We start from the raw sequence: 23,631 nt of genomic DNA, 5'->3' as shown, positions 1-23,631 counted from the left end.
GCTCAATGTCGGGTGGAGAATTATACGGGCTCCGCACTAAAGCGCAAGGATCGCACGGGATCTTATTGCGATCGGCTTGCCGGATCCTGGGGATAAAATGAGATGTCGCCCGAAATTTTAATGGATTGCGTCAGATCCCTGCTGGTTTTTCCCGCAACTGGCGTAAACTTCTTTGCGCGCCTCTGGCCTGTGGATAAAAAGGATCAAAACTGTGTAGAAAGGGAAGATCTCTGCCTCGCTTTGCGCTATGATCCGCCCTTCCGCTGACGATCCTCCGGTGATTGCAGGACGGAAAACCGCTGATAGCGGTCGCAGGCGCTTTCTTAGCGTCTGTGTCAAAAATGAACGTTTCTTAGAGTAACGCCTACTATTCTTTTCGAATTTGTACGAGTGGAGTCCGCCGTGTCACTTACGCTTTGGCAACAGTGTCTTGCCCGTTTGCAGGATGAGCTTCCTGCCACCGAATTCAGCATGTGGATCCGTCCACTACAGGCTGAGTTAAACGACAATACGCTTGCCTTGTATGCTCCAAATCGCTTCGTACTCGACTGGGTTCGGGACAAATACCTTAATAGTATCAATGCACTGCTGAATGAATTCTGCGGTCCGAACGTGCCCGCACTGCGTTTTGAAGTGGGAACGCGCCCGGTTCAGCAGCAGGCGGCAGCGGTCAGCCAGCCCGTAATGGCCAGCGTCAGCGCGCCCGTGATGCCCGTACAGAGCCATATTCGTCCGGCCCCGACGCAGATTATGCGTCCCAGCTGGGATAATGTCCCGGCACCAGCCGACGTCACCTATCGCTCAAATGTGAACAACCGTCATAACTTCGATAACTTCGTCGAGGGTAAATCTAACCAGCTGGCGCGCGCGGCGGCACGTCAGGTGGCGGATAATCCAGGCGGCGCTTACAACCCGCTGTTTCTGTATGGCGGCACCGGTCTCGGTAAAACGCACCTGTTGCATGCGGTGGGCAACGGCATCATTGCCCGAAAACCCAATGCAAAAGTGGTTTATATGCACTCCGAGCGCTTCGTGCAGGACATGGTTAAAGCACTACAGAACAATGCGATTGAAGAGTTCAAACGCTACTACCGTTCGGTAGATGCGCTGCTGATCGATGACATTCAGTTCTTTGCTAATAAAGAGCGATCGCAGGAAGAGTTCTTCCACACCTTTAATGCCTTATTAGAGGGCAATCAGCAGATCATCCTCACCTCGGATCGCTATCCAAAAGAGATCAACGGGGTGGAAGATCGTCTTAAATCACGTTTCGGCTGGGGTTTAACGGTGGCGATCGAGCCGCCTGAGCTGGAAACGCGTGTGGCGATCCTGATGAAAAAAGCGGATGAGAACGACATCCGTCTGCCTGGTGAAGTCGCCTTCTTTATTGCCAAGCGGTTACGCTCTAACGTGCGTGAGCTGGAAGGCGCGCTGAATCGCGTGATCGCCAATGCCAACTTTACTGGCCGGGCGATTACCATCGACTTCGTGCGCGAAGCGCTGCGCGATCTGCTGGCGCTGCAGGAAAAGCTGGTCACCATCGATAATATTCAGAAGACCGTGGCTGAGTACTACAAAATTAAGGTAGCGGATCTGCTTTCCAAGCGCCGTTCGCGCTCGGTGGCACGTCCGCGCCAGATGGCGATGGCGATGGCGAAAGAGTTAACCAACCATAGCCTGCCAGAAATTGGCGATGCTTTTGGGGGTCGCGACCATACAACGGTGCTTCATGCCTGCCGCAAGATTGAGCAGCTGCGTGAAGAGAGCCACGATATCAAAGAAGATTTCTCTAATCTCATCAGAACATTATCTTCCTGACGCTATGAAATTTATTGTTGAACGTGAGCAGCTGCTGAAGCCGCTGCAACAAGTAAGTGGTCCCCTGGGTGGTCGTCCGACGCTGCCGATCCTTGGAAACCTGCTGCTGCAGGTAACTGAAGGTTCGCTGTTGCTGACCGGTACCGATCTGGAAATGGAGATGGTCGCACGCGTGGCGCTGACTCAGGCACATGAGCCTGGATCCACCACCGTTCCGGCGCGTAAATTCCTCGATATCTGTCGCGGATTGCCGGATGGCGCAGAAATTACTCTGGCACTGGAAGGCGATCGCATGCTGGTGCGCTCTGGCCGCAGCCGTTTTTCGCTGTCGACCCTGCCCGCCAGTGACTTCCCCAATCTTGACGACTGGCAGAGTGAAGTTGAATTTACCCTGCCGCAGGCAACGCTGAAACGGCTGATTGAAGCGACCCAGTTTTCGATGGCGCATCAGGATGTGCGTTACTACCTCAACGGCATGATGTTTGAAACCGAAGGGGAAGAGCTGCGCACCGTGGCCACTGACGGTCACCGTCTGGCTGTCTGCTCCATGCCGATTGGTCAGGCGCTGCCGAGTCATTCGGTGATTGTGCCGCGTAAAGGCGTGATTGAACTGCTGCGTCTGCTGGATGGCGGCGATACACCTCTGCAGGTTCAGATTGGCGGCAGCAATATCCGTGCGCATGTCGGCGACTACATCTTTACCTCTAAGCTGGTTGATGGCCGTTTCCCCGATTATCGTCGCGTATTGCCGAAGAATCCCGACAAAGCGCTGGAAGCGGGCTGCGATCTGCTCAAACAGGCCTTTGCCCGCGCCGCTATCCTCTCTAACGAGAAGTTCCGCGGTGTTCGCCTCTATATCACCGAAAATCAGCTGAAGATCACCGCCAATAACCCTGAACAGGAAGAAGCGGAAGAGATGCTGGATGTCAGCTACAACGGCACGGAACTGGAGATTGGCTTCAACGTCAGTTACGTGCTGGATGTACTGAACGCGCTGAAGTGCGAAAACGTCCGTCTGCTGCTGACCGACTCGGTGTCGAGCGTGCAGATTGAGGATGTGGCGAGCCCGGCAGCGGCCTATGTCGTCATGCCCATGCGCTTGTAGAATATATCGGCCTGGCTTACTTGCCATTCTGATTCCGGGCAGTGCTCGCCCCTGGTCACATACTTCAGTATGCTCCCAGGGCCTGCGCGCTGGCCGGAACCAGACTGGCGGCGACGCCGACGGCCTGGTGACTGAGGTATCGGGCAAACCTGCTTTGCCGTTGACGCCCTGGATCGCCAGGCCCAAAACTTTATTGCCCTTCACGCTGGACTGATTCATGGCTTTAACCCGCCTTCTTATCAAAGATTTTCGTAATATTGAGCAGGCTGACCTGCAGCTGGCACCCGGCTTTAATTTCCTGGTCGGCGCCAACGGCAGTGGTAAAACCAGCGTTTTAGAAGCGATTCATACTCTGGGGCATGGCCGTTCGTTTCGCAGCCTGCAGGCGGGACGCGTCATTCGTCACGACGAGGCGGCGTTTGTGCTGCATGGGCGTCTGGAAAACAAAGAGCGGGAAATTTCAGTCGGGCTGACCAAAAACCGTGCCGGTGACAGCAAAGTGCGCATTGATGGCAGCGATGGTCACAAGGTCGCGGAGCTGGCGCAGCTGTTGCCGATGCAGTTAATCACCCCTGAAGGCTTTAGTTTGCTGAATGGCGGCCCCAAATATCGCAGAGCCTATGTCGACTGGGGCTGCTTTCATAACACCCCCGGCTTTTTTAACGCCTGGAACAACATGCGCCGCCTGCTTAAACAGCGGAACGCGGCGCTGCGCCAGGTCTCACGTTACAGCCAGATTCGTCCCTGGGATCAGGAGCTGGTTCCGCTGGCTGAACAGATCAGCCAGTGGCGGGCGGAATACAGTGCGGCGATTTCAGCGGAGATCACCGCCACCTGTGGCCAGTTTCTGCCGGAATTTGAGCTGCGCTTCTCATTCCAGCGTGGCTGGGACAAAGAGAGCGACTACGCCGAACTGCTGGAACGTAACTTCGAGCGCGATCGCGCACTGACCTATACCGCCAGCGGCCCCCATAAAGCGGATTTTCGTATTCGGGCTGAAGGGACGCCGGTAGAAGATTTACTCTCACGTGGGCAGTTAAAACTGCTGATGTGTGCATTGCGTCTGGCACAGGGCGAGTTCCTGACAAGCCAGAGCGGACGCCGCTGTATTTACCTCATTGATGACTTTGCTTCTGAGCTGGATGAGAGCCGCCGACGCCTGTTGGCGGAACGGTTAAAAGCCACTCAGGCTCAGGTGTTTGTCAGCGCAATTTCTGCCGGACATGTAATCGACATGACCGACGAAAAGGGCAAGATGTTCCGCGTGGAACAGGGTAAAATAGCGGTTCAACCTGAAGATTAAAATGAGCGAGAAACGTTGATGTCGAATTCTTATGACTCCTCAAGTATTAAAGTCCTGAAAGGACTTGATGCGGTACGCAAACGCCCGGGCATGTATATCGGCGATACCGATGACGGTACCGGTCTGCATCACATGGTATTCGAGGTCGTGGATAACGCAATCGACGAAGCGCTCGCTGGTCACTGTAGTGACATTGTGGTCACCATCCATGCCGATAACTCCGTATCGGTGCAGGATGATGGACGCGGCATTCCTACCGGTATTCACGAAGAAGAGGGCATCTCTGCCGCTGAAGTGATCATGACCGTGCTGCATGCTGGCGGTAAGTTCGATGATAACTCCTATAAAGTCTCCGGCGGCCTGCACGGCGTGGGCGTCTCCGTGGTTAACGCCCTGTCGCAGAAGCTGGAGCTGACCATTCGTCGCGAAGGCAAAGTGCATCAGCAGATTTACGTCCATGGCGTACCGCAGGCACCGCTGGCGGTGACGGGTGAGACCGACATTACAGGGACCCGTGTGCGTTTCTGGCCGAGCCACGAAACCTTTACCAACGTGCGCGATTTTGAGTATGACATCCTGGCGAAACGCCTGCGTGAACTCTCATTCCTGAACTCCGGCGTGTCGATTCGTCTGGATGATAAGCGTGATGGCAAAAGCGATCACTTCCACTATGAAGGCGGCATCCGGGCGTTTGTTGAGTACCTCAACAAAAACAAAACCCCGATTCACCCTACCGTGTTCTATTTCTCTACCGAGAAAGATGGCATTGGTGTGGAAGTGGCGCTGCAGTGGAACGACGGCTTCCAGGAAAATATCTACTGCTTTACCAACAACATCCCACAGCGCGACGGCGGTACACACCTCGCCGGTTTCCGTTCAGCGATGACCCGTACCCTGAATGCCTACATGGAAAAAGAGGGTTACAGCAAGAAGGCCAAAGTCAGCGCCACCGGTGATGATGCCCGTGAAGGTCTGATCGCTGTGGTTTCGGTGAAAGTGCCGGATCCTAAATTCTCCTCGCAGACCAAAGATAAACTGGTCTCCTCCGAGGTGAAAACAGCGGTTGAGCAGCAGATGAATGAGCTGCTGGCTGAATACCTGCTGGAAAATCCATCAGACGCCAAAATTGTAGTCGGCAAAATTATTGACGCTGCCCGTGCCCGTGAAGCGGCACGCCGCGCCCGTGAAATGACTCGCCGTAAAGGCGCGCTGGACCTGGCGGGTCTGCCAGGCAAACTGGCGGATTGCCAGGAGCGCGACCCGGCGCTGTCTGAAATCTACCTGGTGGAGGGTGACTCCGCAGGCGGCTCGGCCAAACAGGGCCGTAACCGTAAAAACCAGGCGATTCTGCCGCTGAAAGGTAAGATTCTTAACGTTGAGAAAGCGCGTTTCGACAAGATGCTCGCCTCCCAGGAAGTGGCCACGCTGATCACCGCGCTGGGCTGCGGTATTGGTCGCGACGAGTACAACCCGGACAAGCTGCGCTATCACAGCATCATCATCATGACCGATGCCGACGTCGATGGTTCGCACATCCGTACCCTGCTGCTGACCTTCTTCTATCGTCAGATGCCTGAAATCATTGAGCGCGGCCACGTTTATATCGCCCAGCCGCCACTCTACAAAGTGAAGAAAGGCAAGCAGGAGCAGTACATCAAAGATGACGAGGCGATGGATCAATACCAGATCGCTATCGCGCTTGATGGCGCGACGCTGCACACCAATGCCAGCGCGCCGGCGCTGGGCGGTGAGCCGCTGGAGACGCTGGTCACTGACTTCAACAGCACCCAGAAGATGATCAAGCGTATGGAGCGCCGTTATCCGATGGCCATGCTGCGTGCGATGATTTATCACGACACGCTGAGCGACCTGACCAGCGAAGCAGAGGTTACAACCTGGCTGAATGGTCTGGTGAGCTATCTGACTGAACGCGAAGCGCACGGCAGCACCTATCTGGCACAGGTGCGTGAAAACCGCGAATCAAACCTGTTCGAGCCGGTACTGCGCGTCCGTACCCACGGTGTAGATACTGACTATCCGCTGGATGCTGATTTCATTCAGGGTCCTGAGTATCGCAAAATCTGCGCCCTGGGCAGCAAACTGCGTGGTCTGCTGGAAGAAGATGCTTACATCGAACGTGGCGAGCGTCGTCAGCCAGTGGCAAGCTTCGAACAGGCGATTGAGTGGCTGATTAAAGAGTCGCGTCGCGGCCTCTCGGTCCAGCGCTACAAAGGTCTGGGCGAGATGAACCCGGAGCAGCTGTGGGAAACCACCATGGATCCAGACAGCCGTCGTATGCTGCGCGTTACCATTAAAGATGCGATTGGCGCTGATCAGCTGTTCACTACCCTGATGGGCGATGCGGTTGAACCGCGCCGCGCCTTCATCGAAGAAAATGCGCTGAAAGCCGCCAATATCGATATTTAACCGGCATCAGCGATGAAAGGCCATCACCCAGGTGATGGCCTTTTTTTTGTGCCGTCCGGGCGGAAAACCCGCCAGGAGGTGCCTTCCTGCCCGCAGGCTGCGATCCCGATCACGTTTTAACCCGGTCTGCTCCCTTACTCTTGCCCCTCTTTGCGCATTTACCGCGCACTATTCCACACAGGGAGTTACACCATGATTGTTTGCGATCGTCACGACTGGGACAGAGAACGTCACGCCTTTCATCCGGTAGTCGATCAGGCGATAAGCTGGATTGCCAGCACAGATTTCAGCCAGCTGGAAACCGGCAAATATGAGATCCTGCCCGACAACAAAATGTTCTGTCTGGTGCAGGAGATGATGACCGAACCGGCCAGCGCACGTAAAGCGGAGTCCCACTTCAACTACATCGATATTCAGTATCTGCTGACAGGCACCGAAAATATTGGCGTGGCCCGCGCCCATCCCGACCAGCACATCACCGAAGATTTTGCCCAGCAGCGTGACGTCGTTTTTTATCAGAAAATATTGAATGAGTCAGTGATTACGCTGATGCCAGGCATGTTCGCGCTCTTTTTCCCGCACGATATCCATCGTCCCTGCTGCGCCCCTGGCGAACCCGCAACAATCCGAAAAGCCGTGATTAAAATCCACCGCGATCTCTTTACCGCCTGAACCTGGTGGTCAGCTGGCCGTTCTCGCCTGCCATGAAACTGGTCAATGTGCGCTGAATCGCGCTAGCATTGAACAAAACCCAGACGCTACGAGGACTCTATGGCTATTAAATTGATCGCTATCGACATGGATGGCACCCTGCTCAACCCGCAACATGAGATCACGCCGGCGGTGAAATCCGCCCTGGATCGCGCCCGTCAGCAAGGGGTGTCGATTGTTCTGACCACCGGCCGGCCGTTTGTGGGTATCCAGCGCTATCTCATGGAACTGGATATGCAGACGCCCGGCCAGTACGCGATCAGCAACAACGGTGCGCTGGTTCATCAGGCCGAAGATGGTGAGTGCGTGGCGGAAGTGACGCTGACCTTTGACGACTACCTCTACATCGAGAACCTGGCGCGTGAGCTTGGCGTACATTTCCAGGCATTCGACAAAACCCATCTCTATACCCCTAACAAAGACATCAGCGAATACACCATCCATGAAGCGAGCCTGACCGGCATTCCGGTGCGCTACCGCGCGGTGGAGGAGATGGATCGTGCCATGCGCTTCCCGAAACTGATGATGATCGACCGGCCTGCCCTGCTCGACGCGGCGATTGCCCGCCTGCCCGAGCATGCTCAGCAGACCTACACCATCCTGAAGAGCGCGCCTTATTACCTCGAAATCCTCGATCGTCGGGTGAATAAAGGCCAGGGCGTCAAAATGCTGGCTGAGAAGCTCGGCCTGAAGCAGGAAGAAGTGATGGCAATTGGCGATCAGGAGAATGACCTGGCGATGATCGAATACGCAGGAACGGGTGTCGCAATGGGGAATGCCATTGACTCTGTTAAGAAAATCGCGCAGTTCATCACCAAAACCAATATGGAAGATGGCGTCGCGCATGCCATCGAAGAGTTAGTGCTGTAACGGCCTGTTCTCTGCCGGGCCGCTTCGGCCCGGATCCCCTAACCCGGCAAAAATGCTGCACCGCAAAACAGAATCGCGTAATTTGTCGGGCAACTCTTTCTCCGTGGGTTTCATCATGTCAGAAAAACAGATCACCTTTGCTGCCCGTCAGCATCAGCTCACCAATATTAATGTCTGGACTGCCGACAGCCAGTGGCTGGCGTTTGACGTTCGTCCATCGGGCGCGTCGTTTACCAGTCAGACCATTGAGCGGGTCAATGTGATGACCGGTGAGGTGGAGGTGCTCTATCAGGCCCGGCATGGTGCTCACGTCGGCGTCGTCACGGTCAGTCCCGATCTGCCACCGCGCTACGTCTGCATTCATGGCCCGGAACATCCCGATGCCAGCTGGCAGTATGACTTCCACCACCGGCGCGGGGTGATCTTTCAGAACGGTGCAGCGGTGAATCTGGATGCCTGCGATATCACGCCGCCGTTTACCCCTGGCGCGCTGCGTGGCGGCTCGCATGTACATGTCTTCAGTCCCGATGGTTCTCGCCTGAGCTTTACCTACAATGACCACGTGATGCACGAACTGGATAGCCGGCTCGATCTGCGCAACGTCGGCATCGCGGTGCCCCTTTGCGCGGTAACGCCCGAAAAGCAGCATCCGCGCGAATATGACGGCACCTTTTTTTGCCTGCTGGTGAGCCAGACGCATGCGGAACCGCTGCCAGGCAGTGACCAGATTAATCGTGCCTGTGAGGAGTGCTGGGTCGGTGAGCGTGGCTACCAGAAGCCGGACGGCAGCTGGCAGCGCTGGGCGATCGCCTTTATTGGCGACACGCTGACGGCGCAGGGCGAAAAACGGCCTGAAGTTTTTATTGTTGATCTGCCTGATGCGCTGGAGGATTACGCCCGCGCCGGAGAGATGCCGCTGGAGGGCAGCAGCCAGCAGTTACCTGCGCCACCGGCTGGCGTGCAGCAGCGTCGCCTGACCCACAGCCGTGGTGTAGCTCTGCAACCGCGCCACTGGCTGCGCGCCGCACCGGATGGCAGCCAGATAGCGTTTCTGATGGCGGATGCCGCAGAGGTGATCCAGCTCTGGACGGTCTCCCCCAACGGCGGCGAACCGCGTCAGATCACCCGACTCAGCCACAGCATTCAGTCCGCCTTTAGCTGGCATCCTGACGGCCAGGCGATCGCTTTTGTCTGCGATAACAGCGTGATGCGATGTGACGTTGAGAGCGGCGCGTGTCAGCGTCTGACCCGCAGAACAGAAGAGGCGCCATCAGGTGACGCGGTGGTCTGGTCACCTGATGGTACACAGATTGCTTATATGCGTGAGGTGAATGGCTGGCGGCAACTCTTTACGGTTGCGGCAGTGACCGCATAGGAGGCATAGGCTGCGCCTGCGCCAGGCTTTCCTGCGTATGCGCCAGCCTTTCGCTCTGCAGGATGCGTTCACGTGGAGAGTCGAGAGATTTATCTTTGTCGCTGCGGTAGTAGTCCCACGGCAGCAGCAGCGTATCCAGCACGGCAGAGAAAGGAAGATCGATTAACGCCAGCGGCTTCAGCGCCCAGCTGGTATCACCATCGGACAGCATATCAGCGCTGGCACGGGTGCCTGGATAGTAGCCCTGACTCGCACCTGTGTGAGACATCACGCTGGAACAGCCGGTTGTTGCCATTGCGCAGCACACCACTCCAGCCAGAGGTAAGGTCTTCATCAATTTCATCATCATCATCCCTTCAGTCATGGCATAAGCCTGGCTGAGTTTGCTTGCCAGACAACGTCAACACTCTGGGGCGAAGTCCGTCTGGGTCTGGCAAATGTAGTCCTGAGTGTATGTCATTTCCTCAAATTGGCGAAAAAAATTGCATTTCGCCCTCTTGAAAATGGTCTTGTGGCACCCATTTTTAGTTTACGGACGCACTCACCGTTGCCGCAAGGGACAGTGGGGTGCCGTATCCAGCCTGTCCAGTAGTGGAAGGTTGCCAAAACTTGCTGAAATTCAGGAGTCTTAATATGCGTAATTTTGATCTCACCCCACTTTATCGCTCTGCTATCGGTTTTGATCGCCTGTTTAACCTGCTCGAATCTAATCAGAATCAGAGCAATGGCGGCTATCCTCCCTATAACGTTGAACTGGTCGATGAAAATCACTATCGCATTACTATTGCGGTGGCCGGTTTTGCTCAGAGCGAACTGGATATCACGGCGCACGATAACGTGCTGATCGTGCGGGGTGCCCATCCTGAAGAGCAGACCGAGCGTAAATACCTGTATCAGGGTATCGCCGAGCGTAACTTCGAGCGTAAATTCCAGCTCGCCGACCACATTGTGGTGCGCGATGCCCGTCTCGAGAATGGTCTGCTGAGCATCGATCTTGAACGTCTGGTGCCGGAAGAGGCGAAACCACGCCGTATTGAGATTCTGAAGTAATATTGAGGTTCTGAAACAGTCATTAAAAACGCCGCGTTAGCGGCGTTTTTTTTTGCCCTTATATCTGAAGGCAGATTTACCCTTACGGCTGCGTTCGCATCGCTAAGCGCTGACCCAGCACGCCACCAAACACATTGACCAGCAGTCCCAGTATAATCACCACCGCACCCAGCATCTGCTGCCCGGAGAGATGCTCATCCAGCACCAGCGCGGCGGTAATAATCCCCACCACTGGCACCAGCAGCGACAGCGGCGCGACGCGCCAGGTTTCGTAGCGACTCAGCAGATTCCCCCAGATAGCGTAACCCACAATGGTGGCGACAAACGCCAGATAGAACAGCGCCAGCACGGTCTGCAGGCCGATATGCAGCAGGCTGTAAACGATGGCGGCCTGACCATCAAACAGCAGCGAACAGGCAAAGAAAGGAACGATCGGCACCAGCGCACTCCAGACCACCAGTGACATGATCGGCACGCTGCGGTTCCGCATAATAATCTTATTGGTGATATTACCCAGTCCCCATGAGAGCGCCGCCGACAGCGTCAGCATCATGGTGGTCAGCGTAATACCGGCGCTGGTCTGCCCTTCCATGCCAGCCGTCGCCAGCAAAAACATCCCCAGCGTAGCGATGATAATCCCGACGATATGATTCCAGCGCAGCTTCTCCGCCAGCAACAGCGCGCCCAGCAACAGGGTAAAGAATGCCTGCGCCTGCAGCACCAGCGAGGCCAGACCGGCAGGCATGCCGAGCTTGATCGCCAGGAACAGAAAGGCGAACTGACCAAAACTGATGGTCATGCCATAAACCACCAGCCAGCGCAGCGGAATCGGCGGGCGACGCACAAAGAAAATGGCGGGAAAGGCGACCAGGGTAAAACGCAGCCCGGCGAGCAAAAAAGGCGGCATACCCTGCAGCCCCAGCTTGATCACCACAAAATTGACGCCCCACGCCACCACCACGCACAGCGCTAACAGCATATCTTTTACCGACATCAGAAACTCCTTGTCCTGCCGTCAGGCGGTGACCGCAATCGGGGTCGCGATATCGGCACAGCAGCCTTCACCCACGATGCGAAAATAATCATCTGCAGCCAGCGCGATCGACTTATCCAGCTCGCCCGCGTTAAACCATAACGTTCCGACCTGTTGCAGTCGGGTATCCACCCGCAGCGCCAGCCGGTCATCAAAACTAAACGGCGGTACCGCGCCCATCACACAGCCCGTCAGCGCCTGCGCCAGCTCCGGAGCGGCGAAAGAGGATTTTTTGCCGCCGATGGCGCGCGCCGCACTTTTGAAATTGATCCGGCAGTCGCCCGGCACTATCGCCAGCAGCTGACGCGATGGCGCACCGTCCGGCATGCTGACCTCCAGCACCATCGCTTTGGCCGCCTGGCCCAGCAGGTTACCGCGTATCTGGCTGATCTGTTCGGTCTGCCCTATCGCCTCATGTTCCACCACGCGGTAGCTGGCCTGCTGCTGATCCAGCAGCGCAGTAATTTTTTCAAACGTCGTCATTCCCTTCTCCTGTTCTGGCACAGCCCGGCTTAGCTCCAGGCGATAGCGTGTTTCATTTTTTTATCGGTCAGCCCGAAAAAGAAACCCATGGTGATACGGGTATCGCCTTCGACCCGATCGATCTCATGATAAAACGCAGGATTAAACAGATAGATATCGCCACTGCGTGGTGAAAATTCGCAGATCTCGCTGTTTTCAATCACCCCACTGCGATAACCCAGCTCCCCGGCGGTTTTGAACTGCTCATCCTCTGGCGACCACTTTTTGTTGTAGATACGCAGTGCTCCGCCCGCGTTGCACTCCTGCAGGCAGACCACGCAGCTGAGCTGATGCAGGATTTGCGTCACCACCAGCGAAGTCTCTGCGGCGTCGCGCACGATATTGTCGTTATGCAGCGGGTTCGCGACGCCATTGGCATGAAAGCGCACGATAGAACCGGCATAGTCTCCACAACCCGGTTCGTGGGCGATGCGTAAACTTTCCAGCCGCAGCGCATGCTGAACCCAGCGGTAAATCTGTTCGCGCAGCGTATTCAGTGAGGGCGGCAACGCCGGCTGGATATCGCGCAGCTCGGTAAAATAGTTATCGGGAGCCGCAGTATGACGCGCCAGATAGGGGCCGAGCGTGGTCAGCGCGCCATTGGGATAGTGGGAGACACGGATCTTTTCCCGGCAGCTCTGCAGGTCGGTCACCACCGCTTCCCGCACCTCTGGCGTCAGGAAATTACGCAACACCAGCAGCGGCACCCGTGCGGTAACGATGTCATCCAGCCAGGTCGATTCCACAAACATGTTGGGATTAATCACGCGGAACTGATTGAAAATTGCCATGTTTATCACTCCCTAAACGGTATTTCATAGAGTTCATGATTGTTCATTCGCCGCCAGTTGCCAGCGCTGCCTGGTATTGCCACGGGTTCAGAGGCGATCAGCGTGCAACCATCCTGTTGCTGAAAATGCATCGTAAAATAGTCGGGCCAGGGCGTGTCGTGCGGATACCACTGCCACGCCCAGGCTTTGTCACGGGTGACGAAAATGGCATTCCCTGCGCTGCCGCCCGGCTCTACCTGCGCCATCTTTGCGCGCAGATAGTCGCGGGTGAAATCGGCAGGCGTGGTCTGATCCACCAGATAACGCAAATACTCTTCTGAATCGAAGCGCGATTCGGCCAGACCGAGCTGGCGGTAAATCGTCGGCAGAAAGCCGTTATGCATCATGTACCACTGATGTCCGGCGCTGTTGCGCCACAGCGGATGAGAAAACGCCAGTCCCTGATTTTTACTCAGCGTGGCGTGCCGCACATGCACCGCCAGAAACCGGCTGCGCAGCCGATCCACATCGATACCGGGCAGCGCTTCTGCGAACGCGCCGGTGCCGTGCAGGGTACGAATCTCACCCTCTTCGAGCCACAGACAGCCCCAGCCGTTAGGGTGTGATTTGATCGGGCCATCGTGTTCGGCGCTTTCACCGCAGCTCATGGCGCGCGCCGCCTCCAGAATCTCTGCGCTGTCGAACCGGCCATGCGCCAGAATCATCCTGCACATACTTTATCTCTCCCGGCCGCCACCGGCTGCGCGGCAATCACCTGCTGAAAAGTGGTCATAATCGGCTCACGCGCTGTGGCCGTCAGGCTGAAAGTGGCCAGAATGCCCGCGTGACGCGTCAGGTCGGCATAGAGCGATGAGCGTGACGAAACCTGTAACGCAGGCAATCTGAGTGGCGGTAACAACGCGCCCTGCTGATGCTGATCGATCCAGCGTTCGGCAGCCTGCAGCTGCGCCGGTTGCCGCAACCGCAGCTGGCCGACCGCACCGGGTGTGGTGAAGGCAAAGACAGGTAACGCGCCGCCCGCTTCTAACCGGAAGGTGACTTCCGCCCAGTTGATGCCAGTCGCCTCCTGCACCAGCGTCGCCACGCCCATGCCGGAGAGCCGGAACCCCATCTCCAGGAAATGTGGCACGCCGTTGACCACAATAAAATCGATATGAAATGCACCCTGACGGTAGCCAAAGGTTTCGCAACAGAATGTCATCAGGCTGCTGAACGAGACCGGCAGGGCCGCTGCCGCCATCGCCACATGCCCCGACTCATAAAAGCTGACGCAGCCCTCAGCATCCCGGTGCTGCTCAATCACCTTCTGGCAGCAGGTCAGCGCCTGGGGATGTCCCTGATGCACCACGCCCTGTAATGAAAACTCATCGCCGATCAGCGCGCTTTCCACAATAAAGCCGCTGAAGCCGCGTCCGCCGTAATTCATGGTCTGTACCAGCTGTTTCACTACGCTATGCAGCTGATCGGCATGCTCAATCAGCCAGATGCCCAGGCCGCCGCCGCCATCCACCGGCTTCACGACGCAGGGATAGATCAGCGCCTGTCCGGCATCCAGAATGCTGAGCGGCGAGGCGAAAAAGCGGAACTCCGGCTGCGGGAAGCGCGGCCAGGCTTTTTTCAGCGCCATACGCTGCGCATATTTATCCAGCGGAATAAAGGCAGCGGGCGCATCCGGCCCGGCCAGCATCTCGCGCAGTCGTCCGGCGCTGGCGTTGTAGGCTTCAAAGCCCGCCAGCACCACCAGCGGATGCGCCAGTAAACCGGCGTGCAGATAGGCCTGCATCACCTCCCAGGGATTTTCGGGGCGATCGAGGCGAATGATCAGATCAAACGGCAGAGCCAGGCTTAACGACTGGTAATCGACGAAATCACCCATTTCAGCCAGCACGGTAAAATAGCCGTCGCGCTTCGCCACCGCGCAGTAAGGATTTTGCCCGTCGCGGGTGGCGCCAATTTGCAGAAAAATCTTTTTCATCGCCTCGCCTTACCGGGTTAACGCCCGGAAATGATTTCTGTCACGATGTCATTCAGTACACCGTTATTGACCTGAATCACCGCTTTGTGGGGATCAAAACGCAGCACGCGCGACAGCGGATCGGCGCTTTTGCCCTCCAGCAGCGAACTGACCGGCTTGCTCTGCCAGCAGTGTCGCATCTGCGTCAGCGTCATGCCGGAGAGCCGGGTTAACTGCTGTGCCAGCGCGCCATCCTCACTGCGTTGCTCAAGCAGATCGCGGATGGCCGCCTCATCCAGCGTAATCTGCTGCTGCATCAGCCAGTGTCCGAGCTGCTCTCCCTGCGCCAGGAACGGGGAGTAGATCATGCAGATCAGCTGATCTTCGCTGAGGTCAAACGCCTGTATGGCGAAGTCCGCCGCGCGCTGCCGCTGCCGCTGGATCGCGGCGTCATCCTGATAGCGCGCCGCCATCTCATCGATTAGCGCGGGCGGAAAATCTTTCTTCACCATCAGTCCCAGCGCAAAGCGCACATATTCGCGGATCCCTTCGGCATAGTGGCGCTGCAGCAGCGTTTCTGCCCGCAATCCGCGCAGGTGCGCCATCAGCGTCGGATTACCGCAGTCGGATTCGGAAAAACTGAACATCAGCGCATCAAAACGGAAGCGCATAAATTCGCTGAGCAGTGCCCAGTGCGCGCCCGCTTCATAGGCGGTGTCCTGATAGATGTTGAAGAACAGTGGATTGCGCGCCAGCTGGTGGGTGATGCGGTGCGCAGGCGTCAGCTGATCGGCGCCATAAACATCGCTGAAGTAGCGCTCTGCCACGCCATCCAGCGTCTGCAGAAACCCGCTGAAGCCCCGGGTTTTGTCCGCCACCGGCGCATCAAACAGCCGTGAGAGGTGCCGCGCCCAGGCGACATAGGCGGCCTGCTCCTGTGGCGAGTCGCCGGTAACAATCAGATCCACGCCACCGTTGTAGTCTGCCGCCAGGCTAAAGGAGTTCACCATGCTGAGATTACAGGCGTTGCAGAAGGTCGAGCGCGCGTCGGCGCGAAACCGGTGGCCATTCATCAGCACGTCATTACGGTTCTGCCGCCGCACGCTCTCCGGCATCGGCAGGTCGCGGTCAAACGGCCGGATGAGCAGGCCATCCACCACCAGACACTCCACCCGTTCATCGTCATGCATCGCCAGCGACTGATAAACGCGGTGGATATTCTCCATTACGCTCTGATTCATCGCCGCATGGCGATTGGTGCTGATCCGCAGATGAAAGGTGCTGCCCTGCTGCTGCCAGATCAGTCCCTGAATGTAACGCACGTAAGCCACCATGTAGCTGCTGTCTTTTCCCCCGCCATAGGCGAGCAGCACACGGTTATTCTCCAGCTGCTGCTGATCCGGCAACGCTGCCAGCAGGCGAAGAGAGCAGCGCTGAGCAGACTCAATGATGGCGGGTGACAGATACGCTTCCATCTCCTTCATCATGGCGGGCAGATTATTCATTTCTCACGTTTTCCTCAGGTGAACAGAATCACTTTATGGTCTGAAGCCCGGGGCTGACGGGGTCGCCGGGCCGTTTAGCGTTATGAATAATTAAGAGATGCAGCCTAAAGTACTTTGAATGTACTCTGTTGAATATGCACAGATCAGCGCGATATGGGGTGGAACAGATGGCCGATATTATCGGGGAACAGGAGAGTCAGAGCAGTCGTTACCGCCAGATCGCAGAACAGATCAAGCAGGCCATTCATGCCGGTTCGCTGGCACCTGACAGCCGTCTGCCGTCAGTGCGCACGCTGGCGACGCAGTACAATGTCAGCCTCACCACCGCCCTGAAGACACTGCGCACGCTGGAAGATGAGCGCTACGCCGTTGCCCGCCCCAAATCGGGCTTTTTTGTTGCGCCGCAGCGGCCCTCTTCCCGTCAGCTGCCCGCCGTCAGCGAACAGCCGCGCGCCATCGCGCCGCTTGATGAGCAGACAGAACTTCATCTGGCGATGCTTGGCTCAGACTGCCGGGTGCGTCTCGATCTGGCCAACGGTGACAGTGCGCTCTATCCGGTCAAGCGCATCGGCCTGCTGATGCGTCAGATGGGCTACAGCAAACCGGCCCTGCTCGGGAATACGGTGAAGGGCACCGGCTATGCGCCGCTGAAAACAGAGATTGCCCGCCGGGCAGTGGGTTACGGCTGTAATATCAGCGCTGACGATATTCTGATCACCAACGGCTGCATTGAGGCGATCTCGCTGTCGCTACGCGCCACGACCCAGCCGGGCGATGTAGTCGCCGTGGAATCACCCTGCTATTTCGTGCTGCTGCAGATGCTGCATAACCTCAATTTACGGGTGATTGAAGTGGAAGCCGGGCCGGAAGGGTATGTCGATGTCGCGAAGCTCACCGGGCTGTTTCAGCGCAAGGCGGTGCGGGTCTTTCTCACCCTGTGCAACGTCAACAATCCGCTGGGAAAAAGCATTCCCAACGAGCATAAGGCCTATATTGCGCGGCAGGCGGATGAAAACGATGTGGTGATTATTGAAGATGATATTTTTGGCGATACCGCCTTTGGTGAACGCCGCCCTTTCCCGATGCGCGCCTTCAGCCCCAACGCCATTCTCTGCAGCGGCTTCTCTAAAACCGTGGCGCCAGGCATTCGTATCGGCTGGGTTCACAGCGTCAACTACATGCGCAAAATCGCCTCACTGAAATATACCTCAACCATGGGCACCTCGGTGCTGTCGCAGGCGGCGGTGGCGGAACTGCTGCGCAGCGGCGGCTATGATGCTCATCTGCGTAAGCTGCGGCGTGAGCTGGCACGACAAATCCGTGAAATGCGTCAGTCAGTGTTACGGGAATTTCCGGCGGGAACCCGGGTGTCCGATCCGGAAGGAGGCTATGTGCTGTGGGTTGAGATGCCCCGACAGGCGCTGAACGTGCGCGAGCTGTTTCTGAAAGCGCGCAACGCGGGCATCGGCATTGCGCCGGGCCACATTTTTGCCACCGACCAGCGCTACGATCACTGTTTCCGGCTGAATGCCGGTTTTGGCTGGAATGCAGAGGTGGAACAGGCGATTCAGCAGCTGGCACAGTGGTGCCAGCTGTCGTTAACCGATTCGCAGGATTAGCTGTCGCGCCAGGCGTTCTCAACCTCTTCCGCCAGAATCTGCACCGCCCGCTCAATGTTCTCTGCATCCGGCACGTAATTCATCCGCATACATTGATGGGTGTGCGGCCACGCCTGTTCCAGTCCCGGGAAGAAGAAGTGGCCCGGCACCATCAGCACGCCGCGCGCTTTCAGCCGCTGATAAAGCAATTCGGTGGTGATCGGCAGATCGCGGAACCAGAGCCAGAGGAAAATCGCCCCTTCCGGCTTGTGGATCAGGCAGCGGTCTTCCGGCAGATAGCGCCGCAGGATCGCAATGGTCTGCTGCACCTTCTGCTGATAGAACGGCTTAATCACCTCTTCGGAGAGCCGCAACAGATCGCCGCGACGGATCATCTCATTGGCAATGGCCGGACCGATACTGCCGGGCGCCAGACTGATGATGCCGTTCATATTGCTCAGCGCGGTGATGGTCTTCTCGTCAGCGATAATGATGCCGCAACGCGCACCCGGCAGGCCGAGCTTCGACAGACTCATGCAGAGAATGATGTTGGGGTTCCACAGCGGGCGCACCTCGCTGAAGATGATGCCGGGGAACGGCACGCCATAGGCATTGTCGATCAGCAGCGGCACGTCATGCTGCTGTGCCAGCGCATCGAGCTGCATCAGTTCATCATCGGTGATCACGTTGCCGGTGGGGTTGGTCGGGCGCGATACGCAGATCAGCCCGACCTCTTCATTCATCGGCAGATGCTCAAAATCGACATGATATTTAAACTGACCTTCAGGCAGCAGCTCAATGTTCGGCTTCGCCGACACAAACAGCCCCTCTTCCAGGCCGGCATCCGCATAGCCAAGATACTCAGGCGCCAGCGGGAACAGCACCCGCTTTTTGCTGCCATCGGCCCGGCGCCCCGCATACAGATTGAACAGATAGAAGAAGGCGCTCTGGCTGCCGTTAGTCAGCGCAATGTTCTGTGCGGTGATGGGCCAGCCAAGCTGATCGCTCAGTAGCCCGGCCAGCGACGCCAGCAGCGTCGCTTTTCCGCGCGGGCCGTCGTAATTGCACAGCGCCTCGCTGAGTTTGCCTTCCTCATGCATCTGCTGCAGCAGTTGCTGAAAGTAGTCGTTCATGGCCGGGATCTGCGCCGGATTACCGCCGCCCAGCATGATGGTGCCGGGCGTTCGCAGGCCCGCGCCCATATCTTCCATCAGACGTGAGATGCCGGAATGTTGGGTAAATTTGTCGCCGAACTGAGAAAAAGACATAGCGGTTAAATATTTGTGATAGCGAATCGGGGGTCCACCATAACGCCCGCCATGGGCGGGCGCAATGGAAAGGCGAGGGGATTACTTCAGCGCCTGCGGGTTCACGCAGTTTTTCTCGACGCTTCCACCGAGTGCAGCGAGGAGATTCTCTACCGCATCCTGCATCATGCCGTAGCGGGTTTCATGGGTGGCAGAACCGATATGCGGCAGCGTCACCACATTGGGCAGCGACAGCAGCGGAGAGTCGGCAGAGACCGGCTCCTGCTCAAACACATCCAGCCCGGCGGCATGCAGTTTGCCCGCCTGCAATGCGGCGATCAGCGCATTCTCATCCACCACCGGCCCGCGACCGGCGTTGATCAGCACCGCATCCGGCTTCATCAGTTCAAGCTCGGCGGCACCGATCAGATGGTGCGTCTCTTCAGTCAGCGGCAAACTGATGCAGACGAAATCACTCTGCTTCAGCAGCGCCTCCAGCTCACAGCGCTGTGCGCCAAAGCGCGACTGCGCCTCTTCATGCTCGCGGCGGGCGTTGTAGAGGATTTTCATACCGAAGCCAAAGTGGGCGCGCTGCGCCAGCGCCATCCCGATACGTCCCATGCCGAGAATACCCAGCGTTTTATGGTGCACGTCGATGCCGAACTGTGCCGGACCGATGCTCTTCTGCCAGTTGCCCGCTTTGACCCAGGCATCCAGTTCCGGCACCCGACGGGCGGTACTCAGTACCAGCGCCATCATGGTGTCCGCCACGGTTTCGGTCAGCACGGTCGGCGTGTGCATCAGCACCACGTGACGCTGATTCAGCGCATCTACATCAAAATTGTCATAGCCTACAGAGACGCTGGAGCAGACGCGCAGATTGGGCATCTTCGCCAGCAGCTCACCATTCACTTTACCGCCCGATCCCAGCAGACCTTCTGCCTGCTGGAACGCCGCAGCATGTTCCTGCTGGCTTTCCGGCGAGAGATCGCTGATTTCCGTCACGTCACACTGTTCAGCCAGGCGAGCATAAAGATCGTCGGGCAGTTTTTTATAGAGAATTACAGCGGGTTTCATTCGGTGGCTCCCGGTCAATAAGTAGCGGGCGGCTTGCAGGCCGCCCGGAGAAATAGAGGCTAACGTTTACGCTTTCAGGCGGGTTTCGCACCCTGCAGCGGCGGCGCTTTGTTCTGCGCCGGTTTCACAATCAGCGTCAGCCACACCGAAACCAGCAGGGCCGATCCCATAAAGATGTAGGACGCGGACGGGCTGCCGGTGGCTCCATTAAGATAGCCGACAATCCATGAACCGATAAACGACCCCAGCGCACCCATACTGTTGATCAGCGCCATTGCGCCACCGGCGACATTGCGTGGCAGCATCTCAGGAATAATGGCGAAGAACGGTCCGTAAGGCGCATACATCGCGGCACCGGCAATCACTAACAGGGTGTAGGACATCCAGAAATTGTTCGATCCCACCAGATAAGAGCCCAGGAACGCCAGCGCGCCCACCAGCAGCAGCGGCCAGACGAACAGCTTACGGTTCTGGGTTTTATCCGAAGCCCACGAGACCACCACCATCGCAATGGTCGCCGCCAGATAAGGCACCGCAGAGAGCCAGCCCGCCTCTACCATGCCCATCTGCGTGCCGTTACGCAGAATCGACGGCAGCCACAGCACAAAGCCATAGACGCCGATGCTCCAGGCAAAATATTGCAGGCAGAGAATGATCACGTTGCGGTTGCGGAACGCTTCGCTGTAGTTGCGCACCGCTTTAATATTTTCCTGCTCTTTCTGCAGTTCAGCCTGCAATGCCGCTTTCTCGGCATCGCTCATCCAGCGCGCCTGCGCCGGCTTATCCTGCACCAGGAACCACCAGGCGATCGCCCAGACAACCGCCGGAATCCCTTCGAAGATAAACATCTCACGCCAGCCAAACGATTCGATCAGATAGCCTGACACGACCGACATCCACAACACCGTGACCGGATTACCCAGGATCAGGAAGGTGTTGGCGCGTGAACGTTCCGACCTGGTAAACCAGTTGCTGATGTAGATCAGCATCGCGGGCATCACCGCGGCTTCCACCACGCCCAGAATAAAGCGAATGGCCGCCAGCATCGGAATGTTGCTGACCACGCCGGTCAGTGAGGCACAGCCGCCCCACAGGATCAGGCACCAGAAGATCAGTTTCTTGACGCTGCGGCGTTCGGCGTAAATTGCACCCGGGATCTGGAAAAAGAAGTAACCCAGGAAGAACAGCGCACCCAGCAGCGAGGACATGCCTTTGGTGATGCCGAGATCGTCATTAATCCCGGCAGCAGAAGCGAAGCTAAAATTTGCACGATCGAGATACGCCAGGCTGTAGGTGATAAACACGATGGGCATGATGAACCACCAGCGTTTTGGCGCGATTGTCTGCTTTTTCATCGGGAACTCCTGTGACTGTAGAGGGGCGCGAACTACACGTCGCCCAGTTGCTGACGCGTCGGCAGACCTTCGCTGTCACCAATGACCTGAATCGCCATCGAACCAATTTTGTTGCCGCGACGAATCGCCTGCGGCAGCGACTGACCTTCCAGCAGGGCGCTGATGACGCCAACGGCAAAGCCGTCTCCGGCGCCTACGGTATCCACCACGTTGTCGACTTTTATCGCCTCAACCTGGCCCTGCTCGCCCTGCGCCGTTTTATACCAGGCACCGTCACAACCGGTTTTAATCACGACCGCTTTCACGCCCTTATCGAGATAGAAATCCGCGATCGCTTCTGGCTGACGATAGCCGGTCAGAATCAGCCCCTCTTTTTCGCCCGGCAGTACCCAGTCGGCATACTCCGCCAGCAGATTGAGCTGCTTACGCATCTCCTCTTCGCTGCGCCACAGCACCGGCCGCAGGTTAGGATCAAACGAGATAGTTTTACCGCGCGCACGCATCTCTTTGGCGGTGTGCTTCAGCAGCTCCAGCGAACTCTCTGACAGCGCCGCTGCCACACCGCTCAGGTGCAGATGTCGCGCCGAACCAAAATAGTCCGCGTCAAAATCGTCGACCGACAGATGGCTGGCCGCCGAGCCCTTACGAAAATATTCCACCAGCGGATCAGAGCCGTCGTCGACTTTGGACTTGAGCTGAAAACCGGTGGGATAGCGCTTATCGACCGTCACCCGGGCGTGGTCGATACCCTCTTTTTCCAGCTGCTGGCAGATAAACCGGCCAAAAGCGTCATCGCCAATACGACTGACCCAGCCCACTTTCAGGCCAAGACGAGCCAGGCCGGTCGCCACATTGAGTTCAGCGCCCGCCGCGCGTTTAACAAAGGTCTCTGCTGCGGCCAGGTCGCCGGTTTCACGGGCGATGAACATCGCCATCGCTTCACCGATAGTGACAACATCAAGCGGACCGTTGTGATGCATAGTGTGATGCGTGGTCATCTTCACTCCTTACACGTTACGCAGCAGCGACACATAGTGGCGTGTCACCGCAGTCAGATCGTCGCCTTCCAGCGGAAATTCAATACCGCGCGCTGCCTGTGCGGGCAACTGTTGCAGCAGTGTGCGCCAGTGGTCATCAGCCTCATCCAGCGCAATCGCACGGTAGCTATCCTGGTGCGCCACGGCGGCTTTGACATGCACATAGCCCACCTGCGCAGCCAGCTGTTGCGCCGCCTGATCGGCATCCTCACCGGTCCAGCACCAGTTACCCATATCAAAGGTCATGCTGATCGGAAGATCCGCTTCCCTGACCGCCGTGAAAAAGGCGACTGACGGAGCCAGTCGGCCATGCTCAGTCTGGTCATTTTCCACCGTCAGCTGAAACGGCAGATCTGCCAGCAGCGCCTGCAACGCTTCGCGAGGCAGCGCACCAGTGAACTCTCCCAGCGCCACTTTCAGCCGCTGAGCGTTTAACTGGCGTGCTTCTTCAACGTAGTGGGTTATACGGGGATTGATTTCGCCGCCGTCACAAAACAGCGTATCGGGCACCGAATAGCTGCTGTGCAGCTGATGCTGCGCCACCGCCCGGGCCAGTGCCGGCAGATCGGCCAGTGCCGCGTCATCAAGCAGTTCGCGGCGGATTTCGACCCCGTCTGCGCCCGCCTGCTGGATAATCGGCAGCAGCGCACGCTGACCGCCGAGAGCGGCGATCTGTGAGTGGCCATATGCGGCGGTCACCACGATGATGTCAGGTTTCATGTTCTACTCCATGGCAGGGTTCTGCCCATAACGAATACAAAAACCCTAAATGGAACCGGTTCCAAAGCAAAGCAGCAAACTGTGAAATTATGATCGTGCTCACGAAGCGAGCACGTAAACGGAAGGTTAAATC

General features: G+C 57.3%; 21 protein-coding genes. 9 read left to right on the top strand and 12 right to left on the bottom strand.

The annotated features are described in order from the left end of the window. Window positions 1-402 precede the first annotated feature (402 nt). The 7 genes from dnaA (at window position 403) to HFD87_RS17065 (ending at window position 9,609) form a co-directional block, all read left to right on the top strand. Window positions 403-1,818 carry a chromosomal replication initiator protein DnaA gene (gene dnaA, locus HFD87_RS17095; protein WP_031591042.1) on the top strand — a complete coding sequence of 472 codons (1,416 nt, stop codon included), beginning with the start codon at window positions 403-405 and terminating at the stop codon, window positions 1,816-1,818. A 4-nt stretch (window positions 1,819-1,822) separates the two neighbouring features. Continuing rightward, window positions 1,823-2,923, top strand: coding sequence for a DNA polymerase III subunit beta (gene dnaN / locus HFD87_RS17090; RefSeq protein WP_010258930.1), 1,101 nt, complete (start codon window positions 1,823-1,825; stop codon window positions 2,921-2,923). 217 nt (window positions 2,924-3,140) lie between these two features. Then, window positions 3,141-4,226, top strand: a complete 1,086-nt coding sequence (recF, locus tag HFD87_RS17085; protein ID WP_010258927.1) for a DNA replication/repair protein RecF — start codon at window positions 3,141-3,143, stop codon at window positions 4,224-4,226. 18 nt (window positions 4,227-4,244) lie between these two features. Next, on the top strand, window positions 4,245-6,653 hold the full coding sequence (gyrB, locus tag HFD87_RS17080; RefSeq protein ID WP_010258926.1) for a DNA topoisomerase (ATP-hydrolyzing) subunit B: 2,409 nt from the start codon (window positions 4,245-4,247) through the stop codon (window positions 6,651-6,653). A gap of 192 nt (window positions 6,654-6,845) precedes the next feature. Further along, window positions 6,846-7,325, top strand: a complete 480-nt coding sequence (locus HFD87_RS17075) for a YhcH/YjgK/YiaL family protein (protein ID WP_010671614.1) — start codon at window positions 6,846-6,848, stop codon at window positions 7,323-7,325. A 99-nt stretch (window positions 7,326-7,424) separates the two neighbouring features. Beyond that, window positions 7,425-8,234, top strand: coding sequence for a sugar-phosphatase (gene yidA / locus HFD87_RS17070; RefSeq protein ID WP_045139476.1), 810 nt, complete (start codon window positions 7,425-7,427; stop codon window positions 8,232-8,234). A 115-nt stretch (window positions 8,235-8,349) separates the two neighbouring features. Beyond that, complete coding sequence (locus HFD87_RS17065) at window positions 8,350-9,609, top strand: DUF3748 domain-containing protein (RefSeq protein WP_167423711.1); 1,260 nt, start codon at window positions 8,350-8,352, stop codon at window positions 9,607-9,609. Here HFD87_RS17065 and HFD87_RS17060 read toward each other — a convergent pair. Continuing rightward, a complete protein-coding gene (locus HFD87_RS17060) occupies window positions 9,584-9,952 on the bottom strand; it encodes a YceK/YidQ family lipoprotein (protein WP_223564587.1) in 369 nt (122 codons plus the stop codon). The two genes, HFD87_RS17065 and HFD87_RS17060, sit on opposite strands and share 26 nt — an antisense overlap. Before the next feature lie 290 nt (window positions 9,953-10,242). On the opposite strand from HFD87_RS17060, the gene ibpA reads away from it, so the two are divergent. Next, complete coding sequence (gene ibpA / locus HFD87_RS17055) at window positions 10,243-10,659, top strand: small heat shock chaperone IbpA (protein ID WP_010258920.1); 417 nt, start codon at window positions 10,243-10,245, stop codon at window positions 10,657-10,659. An 82-nt stretch (window positions 10,660-10,741) separates the two neighbouring features. Here the strand turns inward: ibpA and HFD87_RS17050 are convergent, their stop codons facing one another. From HFD87_RS17050 to HFD87_RS17025, 6 genes are read right to left on the bottom strand one after another with little or no spacing between them, the layout of a single operon-like run. Continuing rightward, window positions 10,742-11,653, bottom strand: a complete 912-nt coding sequence (locus HFD87_RS17050; protein WP_033773205.1) for an EamA family transporter — start codon at window positions 11,651-11,653, stop codon at window positions 10,742-10,744. A gap of 21 nt (window positions 11,654-11,674) precedes the next feature. Further along, a complete protein-coding gene (locus tag HFD87_RS17045) occupies window positions 11,675-12,175 on the bottom strand; it encodes a YbaK/EbsC family protein (protein ID WP_010671610.1) in 501 nt (166 codons plus the stop codon). Between the two features lie 29 nt (window positions 12,176-12,204). Beyond that, a complete protein-coding gene (locus HFD87_RS17040) occupies window positions 12,205-13,005 on the bottom strand; it encodes a hypothetical protein (RefSeq protein ID WP_010671609.1) in 801 nt (266 codons plus the stop codon). Window positions 13,006-13,010: 5 nt separating this feature from the next. Continuing rightward, window positions 13,011-13,718 (bottom strand): class II glutamine amidotransferase, encoded by a 708-nt coding sequence (locus HFD87_RS17035; RefSeq protein ID WP_022624802.1) that lies wholly within the window; start codon window positions 13,716-13,718, stop codon window positions 13,011-13,013. Beyond that, window positions 13,706-14,980 (bottom strand): acetyl-CoA carboxylase biotin carboxylase subunit family protein, encoded by a 1,275-nt coding sequence (locus HFD87_RS17030; protein WP_010671607.1) that lies wholly within the window; start codon window positions 14,978-14,980, stop codon window positions 13,706-13,708. The genes HFD87_RS17035 and HFD87_RS17030 overlap by 13 nt, the downstream gene beginning before the upstream one ends. A gap of 17 nt (window positions 14,981-14,997) precedes the next feature. Next, window positions 14,998-16,464, bottom strand: coding sequence for a hypothetical protein (locus tag HFD87_RS17025; protein ID WP_167423710.1), 1,467 nt, complete (start codon window positions 16,462-16,464; stop codon window positions 14,998-15,000). Between the two features lie 167 nt (window positions 16,465-16,631). Between HFD87_RS17025 and HFD87_RS17020 the strand changes: the two genes are divergently transcribed. Beyond that, on the top strand, window positions 16,632-18,083 hold the full coding sequence (locus tag HFD87_RS17020; protein ID WP_010671605.1) for a PLP-dependent aminotransferase family protein: 1,452 nt from the start codon (window positions 16,632-16,634) through the stop codon (window positions 18,081-18,083). Here the strand turns inward: HFD87_RS17020 and HFD87_RS17015 are convergent. The 5 genes from HFD87_RS17015 to HFD87_RS16995 form a co-directional block, all read right to left on the bottom strand. Continuing rightward, complete coding sequence (locus HFD87_RS17015; protein ID WP_010258911.1) at window positions 18,080-19,330, bottom strand: valine--pyruvate transaminase; 1,251 nt, start codon at window positions 19,328-19,330, stop codon at window positions 18,080-18,082. The genes HFD87_RS17020 and HFD87_RS17015 overlap by 4 nt on opposite strands. A gap of 81 nt (window positions 19,331-19,411) precedes the next feature. Then, entirely contained in the window at window positions 19,412-20,386 is a 975-nt protein-coding gene (ghrB, locus tag HFD87_RS17010; protein ID WP_010258910.1) for a glyoxylate/hydroxypyruvate reductase GhrB, read from the bottom strand. Between the two features lie 74 nt (window positions 20,387-20,460). After that, complete coding sequence (locus HFD87_RS17005) at window positions 20,461-21,741, bottom strand: MFS transporter (protein WP_022624800.1); 1,281 nt, start codon at window positions 21,739-21,741, stop codon at window positions 20,461-20,463. A gap of 32 nt (window positions 21,742-21,773) precedes the next feature. Next, entirely contained in the window at window positions 21,774-22,739 is a 966-nt protein-coding gene (locus HFD87_RS17000) for a sugar kinase (RefSeq protein ID WP_010671602.1), read from the bottom strand. Between the two features lie 9 nt (window positions 22,740-22,748). After that, window positions 22,749-23,498 carry a sugar phosphate isomerase/epimerase gene (locus HFD87_RS16995; protein WP_167423709.1) on the bottom strand — a complete coding sequence of 250 codons (750 nt, stop codon included), beginning with the start codon at window positions 23,496-23,498 and terminating at the stop codon, window positions 22,749-22,751. Between the last annotated feature and the right edge of the window lie 133 nt (window positions 23,499-23,631).

This window comes from Pantoea sp. EKM21T, assembly GCF_011800405.1.
Lineage (GTDB): Bacteria > Pseudomonadota > Gammaproteobacteria > Enterobacterales > Enterobacteriaceae > Pantoea > Pantoea agglomerans.
Note: the sequence above shows the minus strand (reverse complement) of the source record. Positions and strands in the feature narration are given on the sequence as shown.

What these genes read in the sequence shown, in the direction of transcription:
- HFD87_RS17000 (WP_010671602.1), bottom strand. Translation starts at nt 22,739, where the DNA reads ATGACCACGCATCACACTATGCATCACAACGGTCCGCTTGATGTTGTC.
- HFD87_RS17015 (WP_010258911.1), bottom strand. Translation starts at nt 19,330, where the DNA reads ATGTCTTTTTCTCAGTTCGGCGACAAATTTACCCAACATTCCGGCATC.
- ghrB (WP_010258910.1), bottom strand. Translation starts at nt 20,386, where the DNA reads ATGAAACCCGCTGTAATTCTCTATAAAAAACTGCCCGACGATCTTTAT.
- HFD87_RS17030 (WP_010671607.1), bottom strand. Translation starts at nt 14,980, where the DNA reads ATGAAAAAGATTTTTCTGCAAATTGGCGCCACCCGCGACGGGCAAAAT.
- HFD87_RS17050 (WP_033773205.1), bottom strand. Translation starts at nt 11,653, where the DNA reads ATGTCGGTAAAAGATATGCTGTTAGCGCTGTGCGTGGTGGTGGCGTGG.
- HFD87_RS17060 (WP_223564587.1), bottom strand. Translation starts at nt 9,952, where the DNA reads ATGAAATTGATGAAGACCTTACCTCTGGCTGGAGTGGTGTGCTGCGCA.
- HFD87_RS17020 (WP_010671605.1), top strand. Translation starts at nt 16,632, where the DNA reads ATGGCCGATATTATCGGGGAACAGGAGAGTCAGAGCAGTCGTTACCGC.
- HFD87_RS17075 (WP_010671614.1), top strand. Translation starts at nt 6,846, where the DNA reads ATGATTGTTTGCGATCGTCACGACTGGGACAGAGAACGTCACGCCTTT.
- HFD87_RS17025 (WP_167423710.1), bottom strand. Translation starts at nt 16,464, where the DNA reads ATGAATAATCTGCCCGCCATGATGAAGGAGATGGAAGCGTATCTGTCA.
- yidA (WP_045139476.1), top strand. Translation starts at nt 7,425, where the DNA reads ATGGCTATTAAATTGATCGCTATCGACATGGATGGCACCCTGCTCAAC.
- HFD87_RS17065 (WP_167423711.1), top strand. Translation starts at nt 8,350, where the DNA reads ATGTCAGAAAAACAGATCACCTTTGCTGCCCGTCAGCATCAGCTCACC.
- ibpA (WP_010258920.1), top strand. Translation starts at nt 10,243, where the DNA reads ATGCGTAATTTTGATCTCACCCCACTTTATCGCTCTGCTATCGGTTTT.
- gyrB (WP_010258926.1), top strand. Translation starts at nt 4,245, where the DNA reads ATGTCGAATTCTTATGACTCCTCAAGTATTAAAGTCCTGAAAGGACTT.
- recF (WP_010258927.1), top strand. Translation starts at nt 3,141, where the DNA reads ATGGCTTTAACCCGCCTTCTTATCAAAGATTTTCGTAATATTGAGCAG.
- HFD87_RS16995 (WP_167423709.1), bottom strand. Translation starts at nt 23,498, where the DNA reads ATGAAACCTGACATCATCGTGGTGACCGCCGCATATGGCCACTCACAG.
- HFD87_RS17040 (WP_010671609.1), bottom strand. Translation starts at nt 13,005, where the DNA reads ATGGCAATTTTCAATCAGTTCCGCGTGATTAATCCCAACATGTTTGTG.
- HFD87_RS17035 (WP_022624802.1), bottom strand. Translation starts at nt 13,718, where the DNA reads ATGTGCAGGATGATTCTGGCGCATGGCCGGTTCGACAGCGCAGAGATT.
- HFD87_RS17005 (WP_022624800.1), bottom strand. Translation starts at nt 21,741, where the DNA reads ATGAAAAAGCAGACAATCGCGCCAAAACGCTGGTGGTTCATCATGCCC.
- dnaN (WP_010258930.1), top strand. Translation starts at nt 1,823, where the DNA reads ATGAAATTTATTGTTGAACGTGAGCAGCTGCTGAAGCCGCTGCAACAA.
- HFD87_RS17045 (WP_010671610.1), bottom strand. Translation starts at nt 12,175, where the DNA reads ATGACGACGTTTGAAAAAATTACTGCGCTGCTGGATCAGCAGCAGGCC.